At 33.1% G+C, this 17053-nt stretch carries 10 protein-coding genes; 3 read left to right on the top strand and 7 right to left on the bottom strand.

Annotated elements, in window-relative coordinates; all coding sequences use genetic code 11:
- Positions 1-2 precede the first annotated feature (2 nt).
- The 7 genes from OLM52_RS10195 to OLM52_RS10165 form a co-directional block, all read right to left on the bottom strand.
- Positions 3-1436, bottom strand: coding sequence for an alpha-amylase family glycosyl hydrolase (locus tag OLM52_RS10195; protein ID WP_413614410.1), 1434 nt, complete (start codon positions 1434-1436; stop codon positions 3-5).
- Positions 1437-1442: 6 nt separating this feature from the next.
- Entirely contained in the window at positions 1443-3278 is a 1836-nt protein-coding gene (locus tag OLM52_RS10190) for a glycoside hydrolase family 13 protein (protein WP_264548403.1), read from the bottom strand.
- Positions 3279-3319: 41 nt separating this feature from the next.
- The gene (locus OLM52_RS10185) at positions 3320-5434 is read right to left on the bottom strand and encodes a glycoside hydrolase family 97 protein (RefSeq protein WP_264548402.1); all 2115 of its coding nucleotides are present in this window, start codon (positions 5432-5434) and stop codon (positions 3320-3322) included.
- Between the two features lie 4 nt (positions 5435-5438).
- Positions 5439-7724, bottom strand: coding sequence for a glycoside hydrolase family 65 protein (locus tag OLM52_RS10180; protein WP_264548401.1), 2286 nt, complete (start codon positions 7722-7724; stop codon positions 5439-5441).
- A 77-nt stretch (positions 7725-7801) separates the two neighbouring features.
- On the bottom strand, positions 7802-8455 hold the full coding sequence (pgmB, locus tag OLM52_RS10175; RefSeq protein ID WP_264548400.1) for a beta-phosphoglucomutase: 654 nt from the start codon (positions 8453-8455) through the stop codon (positions 7802-7804).
- Positions 8456-8466: 11 nt separating this feature from the next.
- The gene (locus tag OLM52_RS10170; protein ID WP_264548399.1) at positions 8467-9873 is read right to left on the bottom strand and encodes an MFS transporter; all 1407 of its coding nucleotides are present in this window, start codon (positions 9871-9873) and stop codon (positions 8467-8469) included.
- A gap of 197 nt (positions 9874-10070) precedes the next feature.
- The gene (locus OLM52_RS10165; protein WP_264548398.1) at positions 10071-11096 is read right to left on the bottom strand and encodes a LacI family DNA-binding transcriptional regulator; all 1026 of its coding nucleotides are present in this window, start codon (positions 11094-11096) and stop codon (positions 10071-10073) included.
- Positions 11097-11322: 226 nt separating this feature from the next.
- Between OLM52_RS10165 and OLM52_RS10160 the strand changes: the two genes are divergently transcribed.
- From OLM52_RS10160 to OLM52_RS10150, 3 genes are read left to right on the top strand one after another with little or no spacing between them, the layout of a single operon-like run.
- On the top strand, positions 11323-14400 hold the full coding sequence (locus OLM52_RS10160; RefSeq protein WP_264548397.1) for a SusC/RagA family TonB-linked outer membrane protein: 3078 nt from the start codon (positions 11323-11325) through the stop codon (positions 14398-14400).
- 10 nt (positions 14401-14410) lie between these two features.
- Complete coding sequence (locus OLM52_RS10155) at positions 14411-15952, top strand: RagB/SusD family nutrient uptake outer membrane protein (RefSeq protein ID WP_264548396.1); 1542 nt, start codon at positions 14411-14413, stop codon at positions 15950-15952.
- 20 nt (positions 15953-15972) lie between these two features.
- On the top strand, positions 15973-17037 hold the full coding sequence (locus OLM52_RS10150) for a SusE domain-containing protein (protein WP_264548395.1): 1065 nt from the start codon (positions 15973-15975) through the stop codon (positions 17035-17037).
- The last annotated feature ends 16 nt before the right edge of the window (positions 17038-17053 follow it).

Here is a 17053-nt window from a genome sequence, read left to right as displayed (position 1 = left end):
AATTAGTTAGTCAAAATATAATATTGCCATGGTAAAATAGAGTAGACTTGGTTTTTACTTATACCCATTGGTTTCCCAATCATATGATTTGTAAATGTTCCATTAAGATCTATTTTTACATCAACAGCTTCAGCAGATAAATTAGCAATATAAATTACTTTTTTATTGTTTTTTATTCTTTCAAATACCAATACATTTTCATTAGTAGTACTAATTCTTTTGTATGTAGCTTTGTTTTTTCCGCCATTTAATGCACTATTTTCATTTTTTAATTTTCCTAATTTTGCTCTCAGTTCCCAAGCAGCTCCTTTAGTTTTTGGGATAGAATCTTTCTCAAAAAATTTCAAACTATAATCTAATCCATACTCGTTACCACTATATACCAATGGCATTCCTGGCATTACATATGATAACGCAGTAATGGCCTCTTCTGCTTTTCCTAATCGACTTTTTGTGGTTCCGTTCCATGAATTTTCATCGTGATTGTCAACAAAGTTCATTAAGATGTCATTCGCTTCATAGTCTTTGTTGATTTTTTCTATGTAGGTATCCCAATTTTTAACGGTTTCTTTCCCTTGTGCAATTTTATTCATTGTATGGTGCGCTTCCCATCCATAAGCCATATCAAACAAACCTTCTTTTAATAATTCAGGTTCCCAAGCTTCAGCTAACATGAAAATATTTTTTTCTTTTCGCAATTGCGGAATAGTTTGTTTCCAAAAATCCAACGGCACATTACTTGCCACATCACAACGGAAACCGTCAATATTTTCATTTTTAACCCAATACATCATATCGGAAGCCATCTCTTTTCTAAGATTTTGATTGTCATAGTTCAAATCAGCAACGTCAGACCAACCCCATGATTTTCCAGTTTCTGGATTGATTGGATCGATAATTTCTCCTTTTGCGTTTTTGGTATAATATTCTGGATGTTCTTTTATCCAAACGTGATCCCAACCCGTGTGATTTGGTACCCAATCTAAAATAACATAGATGCCGTTTTCGTGAGCCGTTTTTACTAAATTTCTAAAGTCTTCAATAGTTCCAAACTCTGGATTTACTTTTTTGAAATCAGAAACAGCATAATAACTTCCCAAATATTTGTGTTGTTCTGCGGCAGGCATATCAGAAGCAAATTTGCTATCATCTCCACCTGTTGCTTTTCTTTTGGTTTGAGAAATTGGAAAAATAGGCATTACCCAAATGATTTTTACACCTAATTCTTTTAATTGTGGAATGTCTTTTGTAAACGCATTAAAAGTTCCCTCTGGTGAATATTGTCTGATGTTTACTTCATAAATAACTGCATTTTCTTCTACTTCTGGAGAAAATTTAGCGATTTCTTTTGGTGTTTCTGTTGCTGATGATTTGTTTTCATTTTTACATCCCATAAGGATGATCGCAACGAATGCAATGGCAATTTTTTTAATCATAATTTCTTATTTTAATTCTAAAATCATTGAAGTTTTTCCGTCAATTGAAAGTTCCTTTTTCAAATCAATTATTTTGTCAGAAATAATATCTTTTCCCGAAGTAAATGCTTTTATGCTTTCTTGAAAACGTTCTAAATTCAATTTTTGCATGTCTGGAGCGTTGTTGATTACGACCATAACCGTTTCATTATCGTTGTGACGGAAATAGACATACACATTGTTTTCAGGAATATAGTGCGTTAATTTTCCGGTATGAATTACAGCTGCATTTTTTCGCCAATTTAATACTTTTTTAGAAAAATCGAAATATTTTGCTTGTTCAGCAGTTCTTCCGTTTGCCAAAAAGGCATTGTTTGTATCACCTTTCCAGCCGCCAGGAAAATCTTGACGAATGTCTGCATCTCCTTTTCCTTTATCACCAGCCATACCAATTTCTGAACCATAGTACAATTGCGGAATTCCTCTCATGGTTGCCATCATTGTCATTCCTAATTGGTATTTTTTGAAATCGTTTTGATAAATTTGATTGAAACGACCTGTATCATGATTTTCCAAAAAGATTAATAAATTATTTGGGTCAGCATACAGGAAATCGTTCACGAAATTTTCATAAAACTTAATTGTACCGTTGAACCAATCACCTCTATCTTCGTTAAAAACCGAGCCAAAAGCATCGTGTAGTGTAAAATCCATCACACTTGGCAAATAAGAATTATAGCTTTGAATTTTTGCAATTGGACTGTCTTTTTGCCAATACGAAATTTGGGCTTGATCGTGCATCCAAACTTCACCAACTATATTAAAATAGGGATATTCATCAGTAATCGCTTTGGTCCATTTTGCAATACCATCTTTGTCGTTGTACGAATAGGTATCTACACGAAAACCATCTAAATCAGCATATTCAATCCACCAAATCGCATTTTGAACCAAATAATTCAACACCAAAGGATTCGATTGATTCAAATCGGGCATACTTGGCACAAACCATCCATCCATACAAAGTTTGGCATCTATTTTTGAACCATTTGTATCGTATTGCGTTGTCATGCGGTAGTTGCTTTGTTTGTAACCTGGAAATTGATGAAACCAATCGTATGAAGGCATATCTTTAAACATCCAATGTTCTGCTCCCCAATGATTTGTTACATAATCTTTGATTAATTTTAGGTCACGTTTGTGCATTTCATCAGCTAATTTTTTGTATTCTTCGTTGGTTCCATATCTTGGGTCAATTCGGTATACATCTGATTGTCCGTAGGTATGATACGAGTAGCCTTTGTCGTTATCTTCACACATTGGTGTACTCCAAATGGCAGTTGCACCTAATTCTTTAATATAATCTAAATTATTGATGATACCTTGAATATCACCACCATGTCTTCCACCTGGTAAACTTCTGTTAGCTTTTTCTTGTAATTCTGAAGACGAATCGTTGGTTGTGTTTCCATTTGCAAATCGGTCTGGCATCAATAAATACATTACATCTGAAGCATCAAAACTTTTACGAAGTGCCGAATTTGGCTTTCTTTTTTTGATTTCGTAACTTCTTTTGAATGATTTTTTACCATTGGTAAACGTAAATTGCAATTCTTGCGCTTTTACATTTTTAGTATCTATCGTTACAAAAAGGTAATTTGAATTTTCTGTTTTTGTGATATTTGTAATTACTACATTATTGGAAACCGTAACCGTATTTTGAGCGATATTTTTTCCGTAGAATAGCACTTGAACTTCGGTTTTATGCATGCCTTCGTACCAAAACGGTGGCTCAACTCGGTCAATTTGAGCGGCAACACTTGCTGATAATGTAATAATCAGTAAAAGAATTAATTTTTTCATATGTTTAAATTTAGATGCTGAAACGAGTTCAGTATGACAAACTATTTAACTTCAATAATACTAATAGCATAGCCACCACCAGCAGCAGTTTTCAAATTCAATTTTGTTTTGTGTGTTACTTTTTGTTTTGAAATTTTGTACGCTTGAGGATTAGTTTTGTAATCCGCATCTGAAGCATCAGCATAAATAGTTGCTTCATATTTTTTTCCTTTTTCTAAGAAATCTAAAGTTATGGTTGATGTTCTAGCATTGTATCCGTTTGAATTTCCAACGAACCAATTGTTTGAATTTTTATCTTTTCGGGCAGATGTAATGTAATATCCTGGTTCTGCTTCCAAATATTTTGACGTTGACCATTCAATTGGCACATCTTTAATAAATTGGAAAGCGTCTAAAAAGCGGTTGTAATTTTCTGGTAAATCGGCAGCCATTTGAAGTGGCGAATACATAACTACATATAAACCTAATTGATTAGCTATTGTAGTATTGCAATGCGAGTTGTTGCCTGGATTTAATTTTGAGATGTCCATTTCAAAAATTCCTGGTGTGTAATCCATTGGTCCACCAATTAATCTTGTAAAAGGTAATAAAGTAGTGTGATTTGCTTTTGAACCGCCAAAGGCTTGAAACTCTGTTCCACGAGCAGATTCATTTCCAATTAAATTTGGATAAGTTCTGCAAATTCCTGTTGGACGAACGGCTTCGTGTGCATTCACCATAATTTCATAATCAGCCGCTTTTTCAATTGCATATTGATAATGATTTAAGATGGATTGACTGTAATGGTGTTCTCCTAAAGGCAAAATATTTCCAACATAACCACTTTTCACGGCATCATAGCCGTTATCTTTCATGAATTGATACGCTTTATCCATGTGACGTTCATAATTTCTAGTTGAACCAGAAGTTTCGTGGTGCATAATCATTTTTATCCCTTTTGATTTGGCATATTCATGAATCCCTTTGACATCAAAATCGGGATAAGGTGTAACGAAATCAAATACATAATCTTTTTCGTGACCAAACCAATCTTCCCAACCTTCGTTCCAACCTTCTACTAAAACCGCATCAAATCCATGTTTTGCAGCAAAATCGATATGTTCTTTTACGTGAGTTGTATTGGCTGCGTGTTTTCCGTTTGGTTTTACTTTTGTAAAATCGGTTACTCCTAATTGTACAGATGGTACTTCATCGGTATATGCCCAAGCACTTTTTCCTGTAATCATTTCCCACCAAACTCCGATATATTTTACAGGTTTGATCCAAGAAGTATCTTCAATTTTACAAGGTTCATTTAGATTTAATGTCATTCGTGAAGCCAAAATAGCTCTTGCGTCTGAACTTGCAATAATGGTGCGCCAAGGAGAAACACAAGGAGCTTGTAAATAACCTTTATTACCTTTGGCATCTGGTGTTAAATGCGATTGGAAAACCAAGCTTTTATCATCTAAATTCAAGTGCATACACGAATAATTAATTAATGCTGCTTCGTGAATATTCATGTATATTCCGTCAATGGTTTTTAGCATTAAAGAAGTTTGTACACCTGTATCAGAAAATTGTTTTTGTGAAGCATTTTCAGAAACGGCACCACGGAATAATTTTCTAATTTCGGTTAATTTACTTTCGGTAAAATCATATTCTTGCGTGTCATAATCGCCAGGAATCCAAAAAGCAGTGTGGTCTCCAGTCATTGCAAACTCTGTACGTTCTTCTTTTACAATAAAATACGTTAAGTTTTTTTGTTCTGGAAATTCATATCTAAAACCTAAACCATCATTGAATAATCGAAAACGAATGATAACTTGTCTTTCCGTTTCATTTTGTTTCAATGTAATCGCTAATTCGTTGTAGTGATTTCTAATCGCTGTTTCTTCGCCCCAAACAGGTTTCCATGTTTCATCAAAGGTATTTCTAACTTCGTTTACCAATTTAAAATCATTCAATAACGACTTTTTATCTTTTTGAAGATCTAAACCTAATTTACTTTTCTTGATGATTTCTTTGTTGTTCATGAAAAGTTGATACGTTGGTGTACCATCATTTTCAAGCGCAAAAACCATTTTGAAACTCCCATTTGGCGATTTTAATTCTTGAGCATTCATCCCAACAATTGAAAAAAGCGCTAGTATAACTGAAACAAAATATTTATTCATCTTTTTAATTTTTAACTAATTGAGATTCTCCATTTACAAACACTTCAACATCAGTATTTCCTTCTAAAGAAACATTCGTTCCTTGTTGATTAACAGCTACTTTTACGATAGCATTTCTAAAATTCACTTTAAACGAATAACCATTCCACTGTGCTGGAATTTTTGGTTCAAAGTGCAATTGATTATTTTTAACACGCATGCCACCAAAACCTTCAACAATACTCATCCAAGTTCCTGCCATAGAGGTAATGTGTAGTCCTTCTTCTACTTCTTTGTTATAGTCATCTAAGTCTAAACGCGATGTTCTTAAGTAAAATGTATAGGCTTGTTCCATTCTGCCTAAAACTGCCGCTTGAATGGAGTGCACACAAGGCGATAACGAACTTTCATGCACCGTATAAGGTTCGTAAAAATCGAAATGTTTTTCTAATTGTTCTTTGGTAAAATGATCTTCAAAGAAATAAAATCCTTGTAACGTATCGGCTTGTTTGATGTATGGCGAACGTAAAATTCTGTCCCAAGACCATTTTTGATTGATTGGTCGTTGCGATTTGTCTAAATTAGCTACTGTGATTAATTCTTTATCTAAGAAACCATCTTGTTGTAAATATACGCCATGTTCTTCGGAATATGGAAAATACATAGCATCAGCAACTTTTTTCATTGCTGAAATTTCGGCTTGTGATAATTTTACTTTATTCAAAATTCGGGTGTAATCCGATGGATATTCTGATTCGATTTTTTGAATTTGTTCAATCGTATAATCAATACACCATTTGGCAATATAGTTGGTATAAAAATTATTGTTTACATTATTTTCATATTCATTTGGACCAGTTACACCTAAAATTACGTATTGGTTTCTGTAAGTAGAATATGTTGCTCTTTGATGCCAAAAACGCGCTATTCCAATTAAAACTTCCAATCCTTTTTCTGGAATGTATGAATAATCGCCTGTGAATCTATGGTAATTGTAAATAGCAAAAGCGATGGCGCCGTTTCTATGAATTTCTTCAAAGGTAATTTCCCATTCGTTATGACATTCTTCACCATTCATGGTTACCATTGGATACAAAGCAGCTCCGTTTTTAAATCCTAATTTTTCGGCATTTTCAATCGCTTTATCTAATTGATTGTATCGATAGGCTAATAAATTTCGAGCAACTTGTTGGTCTTTTGTTGCCATGTAAAAAGGAATACAATAGGCTTCTGTATCCCAATAGGTAGAACCACCATATTTTTCCCCTGTAAATCCTTTTGGACCAATATTTAAGCGAGAATCTTTTCCAAGATACGTTTGATTCAATTGAAAAATATTGAAACGAATGCCTTGTTGTGCTTTTACATCACCATCAATGGTAATATCGCTCATTTCCCAAATTTTTGCCCAAGCTTGTTTTTGGTTTTCAGTTAATTGAGAAACGCCAATTTCTAACGCTTTTGCGATGCTATTTTTTGCGCCTATAATCGTATTTTCATGATTCATAGAAACGGCATAACCACCTATTTTTTGAATTGTAGTAGTTTGCCCTTTAGTTACAGCTACTTCATATGAAAATTGAACTTTTTCTTTAGTTTCTTGGATACTCACAGGTGCTACACTCAAATTTGAGCCTTCTAACAAAATGCTATTTTGCATGAAAGTAGTTGCTGTAAAATGCGTTTTGAATGTTCTTGCTGTCACGAAAGCCTCGTTGCCAGAATGTTTTACGCTAATTGGTTCCCAAAATTTCTCTTCCCAATTGGCATCTTCGTTATGAACTCCTGAATCTACATAGGGTTTAAAAACGATTTTTGCATCTGAATTTAAAGCGGTGATTTCGTAATTAATAACGCCAACCTCATCTAAATCTAACGACAGGAAACGTTGCACTTTTACTGAAATTTCGGTTCCGTTTGCCAATATTGCTTCAAAAGAACGGTAATAAATTCCTTCCTTCATGTTCAATTCGCGACGGAAATTAGTCACCGATTGGCATTTGGCTAAATCTAAATTTTCGCCATTGATTTCGATGTCGATTCCAATCCAGTTGGGCGCATTTAATACTTTTGCAAAATATTCTGGATAGCCGTTTTTCCACCAGCCTACTTTTGTTTTATCGGGATAATAAATTCCTGCAATGTAACTTCCTTGAAAAGTTTTGCCGGAATAGTGTTCTTCAAAATTAGCGCGTTGTCCCATAGCACCGTTTCCGATACTAAACAAACTTTCAGAAGATTTAACTCGCTCTGCATCAAATCCTTCTTCAATAATCGACCAATTGTCTGGTTTAATATAATCTTGATTCATTCAATTTATTTGTTTAAAGTTTAAAAGTTGATGCGTTTAAGGGATGTCCAAAAGCTTCAAAAAAATTAAACATATTTTTAATTAATTAGATTTTCTAAAAAGGTTTCATCGATAAAGGTGAAATCCTTGAAATTGTATTTTGCTTCATATAAGACGGTTTCGTCACCAATTCCTATACTTATCATGTTGGCTATATTTGCCGCTTGAATTCCGGCTACTGAATCTTCGAAAACAATCGAGTTTTCATTGGAAACACCTACTAATTTTGCAGCTCTTAAAAACACTTCAGGATCAGGTTTTGCGTTAGAAACGTCATTTCCATCTACAATAGCATCAAAAAAGTGCATACTATTGGTTTTTTCTAAAATTGGACGTGCATTTTTACTTGCCGAGCCTAATGCAATAAATTGGTTTTTATTTTTCAGAAATTCCAAAACTTTTACTACACCTGGAAGAATTTCGCTTGCATCCATGTCTACTAAATAGGAAAGGTATTCTGTGTTTTTTTGAACCAACCATTTGTTTTTATCTTCTTGAGAAGCTTGAATGTTTCCCAATTCTAAAATAATATCTAAAGAACGAACACGACTCACGCCTTTTAAGCCTTCGTTGTGTTCGTGTGTAAATTCGATTCCTAATTCATTGGCTAACTTTTGCCATGCTAAAAAATGATATTTAGCGGTGTCTACGATTACCCCGTCTAGGTCGAATATGAATGCTTTTTTTGCCATATTAGTTTTTATTATCCGGAAATTGCGTTTTTATCGGTTATTAAAAAGTTGCAAAGTCCTGCAATTATCAAAGAAATTCCAGCTAATATCATAGCATTGATATGTGCTTCTCCGATTAATTTGTATAAAAAGTTAATTCCGCCAAGTGCAGCAATAATTTGAGGTATAACAATAAACATGTTAAATAATCCCATCATCATTCCCATTTTATCTGGATTAACAGCGCTTGATAACATGGCATAAGGCATTGATAGAATACTTCCCCATGAAAAACCAATCAGAATGAAAGAATACATCAAGGTTGATGGTGTAGCAAAAAACATGTAAATAAATCCTAATCCACCCAATATTAAAGAAGCCATGTGAATGTACTTTCTGTTTATTTTTCTTTTTAAGGTGTAAAAGGTCAATAACAATGCAAATGCCATAGATGATAAACCATATACTCCAGTTGCCGAACCTACTAAATCTGCGGAATCATTATAGACCTTGTCTTTAGCTTTGTAATCACTTTCGGCAATTTGATTTAAAAAAATAGTTTCTTTTTTATCATTTTTCAAAGCTTCTCCATCTTCATCAAGTTTTGCAAATTCCTTTACATCTGGTTTAGGCGAGTGGTAAACATGTTCTGTTAAAGCAGGTGTTGATAAGCTCCACATTGTAAAAAAGGCAAACCAACTAAAAAATTGAATGAGACCTAGTTTTTTCATTGTGGAAGGCATTTCCTTAAAGCTCAAAATTAAATCTGGAATAAATCTTGATTCTTTTTTTTCGGAAAGAAATTTTTCTAAATCTTGTGGTGGATCTTCTTTTGTGGTAAAAATGGTGAATAAAATGCTTGCAAAAAACACAAAGGCTCCAATAGAAAAAGCAACCACAACAGATTGTGGAATTACACCCGCAGCAGCTTCATTTGAAACGCCTAATTTGTTAACTAACCAAGGTAAGTTACTAGCTATCCATGTTCCAATACCAATAATTAAAGTTTGAATGACAAATCCATTTGAGCGTTGCGATTCTGGAAGTTTATCTGCTACCAATGCACGAAAAGGTTCCATGCTAATATTGATTGACGAATCTAAGACCCATAATAATCCAGCAGCAATCCATAATGCTGGAGAATGAGGCATGAAAAACAAAGTAACTGAAGCTAAAATTGCACCAATTAGAAAAAAGGGTTTTCTTCTGCCGTATCTTGGGCTCCATGTATTATCGGATAAGTACCCAACGATTGGTTGAACTAAAAGCCCAGTTAAGGGTGCTGCTATCCATAATCCGGGAATGTCATCAACATTTGCGCCCAGCGTTTGAAAAATTCTGGACATAAATCCGCCTTGTAAGGCAAAACCGAACTGTATCCCTAAGAAACCGAAACTCATGTTCCAAATTTCCCAGAAACCTAATTTACGTTTTTCCATTATCGTAATTTAAATTAAAATACGATAAGCACTTTGCTTATCAAAACTTATTATTTTTTAGAAGTGAAGTTATAAGCTTTGATTCGGTAAATTTAAAAATTTTATTTCTAATAAAGCAACATTTATTTTAAAAATGTATTGCGACTTTTTTAAAATAAATGTGTTTATTTTACTGTAAATCAATTGTTTATATTAAACTATTTCGTTGTAGTAGATTCTCTAATTATTAAATTAGTTTCGATGATTTCGGTTTTGTAGTGTTCGTCTTCTTCGTCTTCTAATTCTAATCTATCAATAAGCATTTGAGCTGCTTTTCTACCCATTTTTATTCCATTTTGACTAACGGTTGAAATACTTGGCGTTGAAAACTGAGAGATAATTCCGTCTGTAAAACCAATTACTGAAATATCTTCTGGAACTTTCAACTTATTTTTTGCTGCTATTTTGATGGCTGTAACAGCAAACAATTCGTTCACTGCAAAAATCGCATCACAATTTTGAGATTTGATTAAGTTTTCGATTTTTATGGAACAATTTTCGATGTCTTCGATTTTTACAATCAAATCGTCGTTAACTTCAATATTGTTTAATTTTAGGGCCTTTTTATAACCATCAGTTCTCAATTTTCCAACACTTACATAGTCTACTGTAGTGATTAGAGCAATTTTTTTAAATCCGTGTTCGATTAAAAATTGGACAGCATCGAAAGCAGCTTGTTGATCATCTATAATTACTTTATCGCAAAAAACATCGTTAGTAACTCTATCAAAAAGGACTACAGGCATTCCTTGATTTATTACTTCTTGAATGTGATGAAAATCTTTTTTGAGTTGCGTTTCTTTTGACAATGACATAATAAAACCATCGGTACTACCATTGGCAAGCATTTCTAAGTTAATGACTTCTTTATCAAATGATTCGTCAGACAAACACACAATAACATTGTAGCCGTTTTCGTTAGCTACTTGTTCAATTCCACTAATAACTGTAGCAAAAAAGTGATGCACAATTTCGGGAATAATAATGCCAATTGTTTTTGTCTTTTTGTTTTTTAAACTGAGCGCAATATTGTTTGGTTTGTAGTTGTATAATTTAGCAAAAGCTTGCACTTTTAAACGAGTGTCTTCACTTATTTCGTGGCTATCACGTAATGATTTTGAAACGGTTGAAATAGAAACATCTAATTCTCTTGCAATTTGTTTAAGCGTGACTTTTTTTCTCATTTGGAAAAAGCTAATTATTAATATGCTTTAAAAGTAACTTTTTTTTTCAAAGTATCGCAATTTTAGGTAAAAAAACTAGTGATAAACATAAAGTTTTCAACACGAAAACGTTTTCGCAGGCTATAAATCTCATTCTCATTTTTTTATATGTAATTTTTACATAAATTTAACATTAGAAGTGAATTTATAAGCGATTAAACAAACAATTTTAACCTAAACAATTTGTATGAAAACACTGCAAAAAAAGTTATTACTTTTCTTACTTATCTTACCAATAGGTATTTTTGCGCAAGGCACTTTAAAAGGTGTTGTTTTGGATGGTTCTTCACAGCAACCATTACCAAGCGTAAATATTATAGTAGAAGGTACAACTACTGGAACTACATCTGATTTTGATGGTAATTTTACACTATCAAATATTAAAAATGGAGATAAAATCGTATTCTCTTATTTAGGGTTCCTAAATCAAACGATTACTTACAACGGCCAAAAAGAAATTACCGTTACACTTCAAGAAGATGCACAACAATTAAAGGATGTTGTGGTTATTGGTTATGGTACTGTTAAGAAAAAAGATGCTACGGGGTCTTTAACGTCAATTACCTCAAAAGATTTTAACAAAGGAGCTATTATTTCTGCGGACCAATTACTTACTGGAAAAGCACCTGGAGTTAGAATAACTTCAAATGGTGGTCAACCTGATGCTGATCCAAACATTAGAATTAGAGGGGGAGCATCAATTAATGCAAACAATAGTCCACTTATTGTTATAGATGGAATTCCTATTGATAATACAAATCCTGCAGGGGTAAGTAATCCATTATCGCTGATCAATCCAAATGATATTGAAAGTTTTACAATTTTGAAAGATGCTTCGGCAGCTGCAATTTATGGTTCAAGAGCTTCAAATGGGGTAATTATGATTACTACCAAAAAAGGGACTTCTGGAGCGCCAGAGTTTAATTACTCTTCAAATGTATCTGTAGGGAAAGTAGGTAAGAAAATAGATTTAATGAATGGAAAAGAATTCACTAAATTTATACAAGAATATCACCCAACTTTTACTAATTTACTTGGAGTAGATGATTTATCTACTACCGCTACTGATGATTTGTCAACACCTGATGTTATAGAAGGTAGAATTTTATTTAATACGGATTGGCAAGATGCTATTTTAAGAAATTCAATTTCAACAGATCACAACTTTAGTGCTAGAGCAAATTTATATGGTAAAATTCCATTTAGAGCATCAATTGGATACAACAATTCGCAAGGATTAGTAAAAACTAGTGATTACGAACGTTTAAGCTATTCATTTAAAATGACTCCAAAATTTTTAAATGATAATTTAAAAGTAGACATCAATGCAAAAGGAACTTATAGTGTTAAAAACGCTATAGACGAAGGTGGTGCATTAGGTGGTGCAATTTCAATGGATCCTACAAAACCGATGTATGATAATTCAATTACAAATAGATTTGGGGGGTACTATCAAAATACTGCATTAGATGGTAATAATGTAATATTAGATGGACAGTGGAATCCACTTGCTGTCTTGGAACAGAGAAATAGACCAGAAAGAGCTTTGCGATTTTTAGGAAATGTAGAACTTGATTACAAAATGTCTTTCTTACCTGAATTGAGAGCGGTTGTTAATTTAGGGCTTGATGCTTCAAGATCACAAATTAGAGAATCTTACACGAACAATTCTATTGCTACTTATCAGTTTGATAATAGTAATACAGATGCTTTTGTATTCAATCCTGGGAAAAACTATGCTGAATTTCAACACAAAACTAATACAACTTTAGATGCTTATTTAGTTTACGCCAAAGAATTGGATGGGATAATTAAAAGATTTGATGTACAAGGAGGTTATTCTTATCAAAACTTTAAAAATGATGGTAATGCTGAAAGATATATTTATAGTGATGTAACAGGACTTAGAGAACTTTTAGTTGATCCAAATAATCCAAATAATAGATATTTTAATGTCTTGAATTTACAATCATTTTTTGGAAGAACAAATTTTGACGTATTAAATAAATATTTGTTTACTTTTTCATTAAGAGCAGATGCTTCTTCTTTATTTAGAGAAGATAAAAGATGGGGGTATTTTCCAGCCGCAGCTGTTGCATGGAAATTAAAAGAAGAATCTTTCTTAGCGGATAGCAAATTAATTAATGATTTGAAACTTCGATTAAGTTGGGGTAAAACAGGTCAGCAAGATATTACAGGAGCTGTAGGGTTTTATCCGTCATCACCTTTGTTTGATATAGCTGGGGCAACAAGTCAGTATTTACAAGGAGTTTCTTTGTATTCTGCTAGAGCATTTAACCCAGATTTAACATGGGAAAAATCAACTAGTTATAATGCTGGTTTAGATTTTGACCTTTTTAAAAATAATTTTATAAATGGTAGTTTTGACATTTTTTATAGAAAAACTACAGATTTATTAGCGCAAGTTGAATTGCCACCAGGGCAAGGTTTGTCTAATTCATTTATTAAAAATGTTGCAACCACAGAGGGTAAAGGTTTTGAATTAAACTTGAATTTTAAACCTTTAAAAACAGATAATTCGGAACTAAATTTTAATACAAATTTATCATATAATAGAACTGAAGTTACGGATTTAAATGGGCAAGAATCAATCACTGGTGGAGGAGGTTTGCCTACAGGTACTGGAGTAAATTTAGCACGTCACCCATTAGGTCATCAACCATATTCTGCTTGGGTATTTGAACAGCTTTATAATCAAGATGGAGAGCCAATTGTTGGTGCTTTTGTGGACAGAAATGGTGATAATGTTATTAACAATGATGACAGATATTATAAAGCATTGCGCCCTAATTGGACATTTGGTTTTGGATTAAATTACAACTATAAAAATTGGGATTTAAGTACTACCTTTAGAGGACAATTTGGTGGACAAGTATATAATGCAAGAAAATTGACATCTGGATGGGTTGATAGAGCAATCCCTGTTAATACCAATAGTTTGTCAAATGTATTAGATTTTTATTCAGGAGCTGCTGATGCAGATTTTCAAAACATGAATGGGAATATAACTTTTTCAGATTATTTCTTAGAAGATGCTACTTTCTTGCGTTGTGAAAACATAATCGTTGGTTATAGATTTAATAAATTTTATAAATCATCTTCAATGAGAGTTTATGGGGGTGTTAATAATGCATTTATTGTAACTAAATATTCTGGTCAAGATCCTGAAAATTTTAACTCAATTGATAATAATTTTTATCCTAGACCAAGAGTATACACATTTGGTTTAAGTTTAGATTTTTAATAAAAAAAATATGAAAAGAATTAAATTATTTGGAATAAGCATTTTTTTACTGGCTGGTATTTCGGCTTGTACAGATGACTTAAACACAGAGCCAAAAGTTCAATTGTCATTAGAACAATTGCTTCAGCAAGACCCTAATGCCATAGAAGGTATTATGTCAAAATTGTATGGTTCATTTGCATTGTCTGGACCTAATGGCCCGGGAAGTTCTGATATTAGTGATGATCCAGGAGAGTCTCCTTTCTTGAGAGGAATTGTAAATCTTCAAGATTTCACTGCAGACGGAATGAAAAACAGATGGGGTGATGATGGTTTAGATCAGTTGACAACTACATCTAATTGGGATGAAAACAATAAGTTTTTCAGATATCTTTATAATCGTGCATATTATACTATACCGCAATGTAATAATTTGATTAACATTCTAGGTTCGGTTGATGTAGCAAATGAAGAACAAGTTTTGTCAGAAATTAGATTTTTAAGATCATTATCTTATTATTATTTAATAGACTGTTTCGGAAAAGGAGTATTGGCAACTGAAAATAATTTTGGTGAAACAAGTCCATTACCAGAAGCTTCAAGAATTGAACTTTTTAATTATGTTGAAAGCGAATTATTAGCTATTGAAAATACATTACCTAATACTAATTCATACGGTAGAGCAAATAAATCTGTTGCAAGAATGTTATTAGCAAAATTATATTTGAATGCAGAAGTTTATACAGGTACGGCAAGATATACTGAAGCATTAACTTTTACTAAAAAAGTTATTGATGAAGGAGGATATAGTCTAGCTCCGAATTTTGTTAGTATGTTTTCAGGTGATAATAATTCTTCAAGTGAGGTTATTTATCCATTAATTGCAGATCCTTTAGTTAGTCAAAGTTTTGGGAATACTACTTACATCGTTAATGGAAGTTTAAATTCGGCTACAATGACTTTAAGCAGCTATGGTGCTACCGAAGGTTGGGGTGGACATAGAGCAACAAAAGCATGGTATGGTTTGTTTGGAAATCTAGGAACTTCAACTGATGATAGAGCGCAATTGTTTTGGACAGCTGGTCATACATACGAAATGACAGATTACAAGGAATGGACTAATGGATACCCTTCTATAAAATTTAGAAACTCAAATTTTATAGGCGCTACAACTCCAACAGGATTTTCTGGAACAGATTTTCCATTATTCCGTTTAGCAGATGCTTATTTAATGTATGCTGAATGTGTTGTTAGAGGAGCTGCTGGGGGAACAATTAATCAAGCTGTTGATTATGTAAATGATGTTAGAGAAAGATCAAATGCTGCAGTTATTACAGCAGGAGATTTAGATCTTGACTTTATTATAGATGAAAGAGGGAGAGAATTAAATCTTGAAGGACATAGAAGAAGTGACTTAATTCGTTTTGGTATGTTCACAGGCGGTTCTTATTTATGGCCTTGGAAAGGAAATACATTAAATGGAACTTCCATTCCAAGTACTTATAAGTTATTTCCTATTCCTGTTCAAGCATTACAAGCTAATCCAAATCTAACTCAAAATCCAGGTTATTAATAATTAAAAATTGTAATAAAATGAAAAAAATATTAAAATTATCAACATTAGCATTTTTATTAATTGCAAGTGTATCATGTGAAAATGATGATCAAAGAATTGCTTCTCCAACAGGAGGGCCAGAATTGTTAACTCCAATTAATGGTAGTTCATACGTTTTAAATCCTGCTATCGGTTCAAATGAAGTTACTACACTTGTTTGGAATCATGCAGATTATAGTGTTCAAACGGAGGTTAATTATGATGTTGAAGTAGCATTAGCTGGTACTGAATTTTCAACAATAGTAGCTGCAGGTTCATCTACAAATAGATTTATTGTTTGGACGCATGAAGCATTAAATGCTGTTGCATTGGAAGCAGGATTGACTCCTTATACTGCAGGAGATTTAGATGTTAGAATTAAATCTTCATTAGGGACTAATAGTGAAATGATTGGATATTCAAATACAGTAACTATTACAATAACACCATACACAACTGATTTACCTAAAATTGCAGTACCTGGAAATCATCAAGGTTGGAGCCCATCAACAGCACCTTTATTGGCTGCATCTGGATTTGGACAAACAGACTATGAAGGTTATGTTGCATTAGATGGTGAGTTTAAATTTGTAGGACCTAACAGTTCTGGGGTATATGACTGGGGTAATGACGATTGGGGTGATGACGGAACTTTTTCTGGAATGTTAGCGCTTACTGGAGAGTCAAATTGTACAGCTGTTGCTGGGTATTATAAAATCAATGCAAATACAACTACGTTAACTTATACAACTACTTTGACTACATGGGGTGTATTAGGTTCAGCTACTGCTCCGGTTACAGGTGGTGATGGTTGGGCAAATGATGCTGACTTAACTTATGATGCAGGTACAAAAAAATGGTCTGTAATTATTAATTTAGTTGGTGGTCAAGAAATTAAATTTAGAGCTAATAACGATTGGGGACTAAATTATGGTGATAATGGAGCAGATGGTTCTCTTGAAGAAGGTGGAACAAATATTGCTGTTCCTTCTACAGGTAGTTATCTTTTAGAATTAGATTTATCTAATCCAAGAGCATACACGTACACGTTAACACCTCAATAATTAATCTTAAAGGGTT

The organism is Flavobacterium sp. N2820, from assembly GCF_025947285.1.
Classification (GTDB): domain Bacteria; phylum Bacteroidota; class Bacteroidia; order Flavobacteriales; family Flavobacteriaceae; genus Flavobacterium.
This window is presented reverse-complemented; position numbering and strand designations above follow the sequence as displayed.

What these genes read in the sequence shown, in the direction of transcription:
- OLM52_RS10190 (WP_264548403.1), bottom strand. Translation starts at nt 3,278, where the DNA reads ATGAAAAAATTAATTCTTTTACTGATTATTACATTATCAGCAAGTGTT.
- OLM52_RS10170 (WP_264548399.1), bottom strand. Translation starts at nt 9,873, where the DNA reads ATGGAAAAACGTAAATTAGGTTTCTGGGAAATTTGGAACATGAGTTTC.
- OLM52_RS10165 (WP_264548398.1), bottom strand. Translation starts at nt 11,096, where the DNA reads ATGAGAAAAAAAGTCACGCTTAAACAAATTGCAAGAGAATTAGATGTT.
- pgmB (WP_264548400.1), bottom strand. Translation starts at nt 8,455, where the DNA reads ATGGCAAAAAAAGCATTCATATTCGACCTAGACGGGGTAATCGTAGAC.
- OLM52_RS10185 (WP_264548402.1), bottom strand. Translation starts at nt 5,434, where the DNA reads ATGAATAAATATTTTGTTTCAGTTATACTAGCGCTTTTTTCAATTGTT.
- OLM52_RS10150 (WP_264548395.1), top strand. Translation starts at nt 15,973, where the DNA reads ATGAAAAAAATATTAAAATTATCAACATTAGCATTTTTATTAATTGCA.
- OLM52_RS10195 (WP_413614410.1), bottom strand. Translation starts at nt 1,436, where the DNA reads ATGATTAAAAAAATTGCCATTGCATTCGTTGCGATCATCCTTATGGGA.
- OLM52_RS10180 (WP_264548401.1), bottom strand. Translation starts at nt 7,724, where the DNA reads ATGAATCAAGATTATATTAAACCAGACAATTGGTCGATTATTGAAGAA.
- OLM52_RS10155 (WP_264548396.1), top strand. Translation starts at nt 14,411, where the DNA reads ATGAAAAGAATTAAATTATTTGGAATAAGCATTTTTTTACTGGCTGGT.
- OLM52_RS10160 (WP_264548397.1), top strand. Translation starts at nt 11,323, where the DNA reads ATGAAAACACTGCAAAAAAAGTTATTACTTTTCTTACTTATCTTACCA.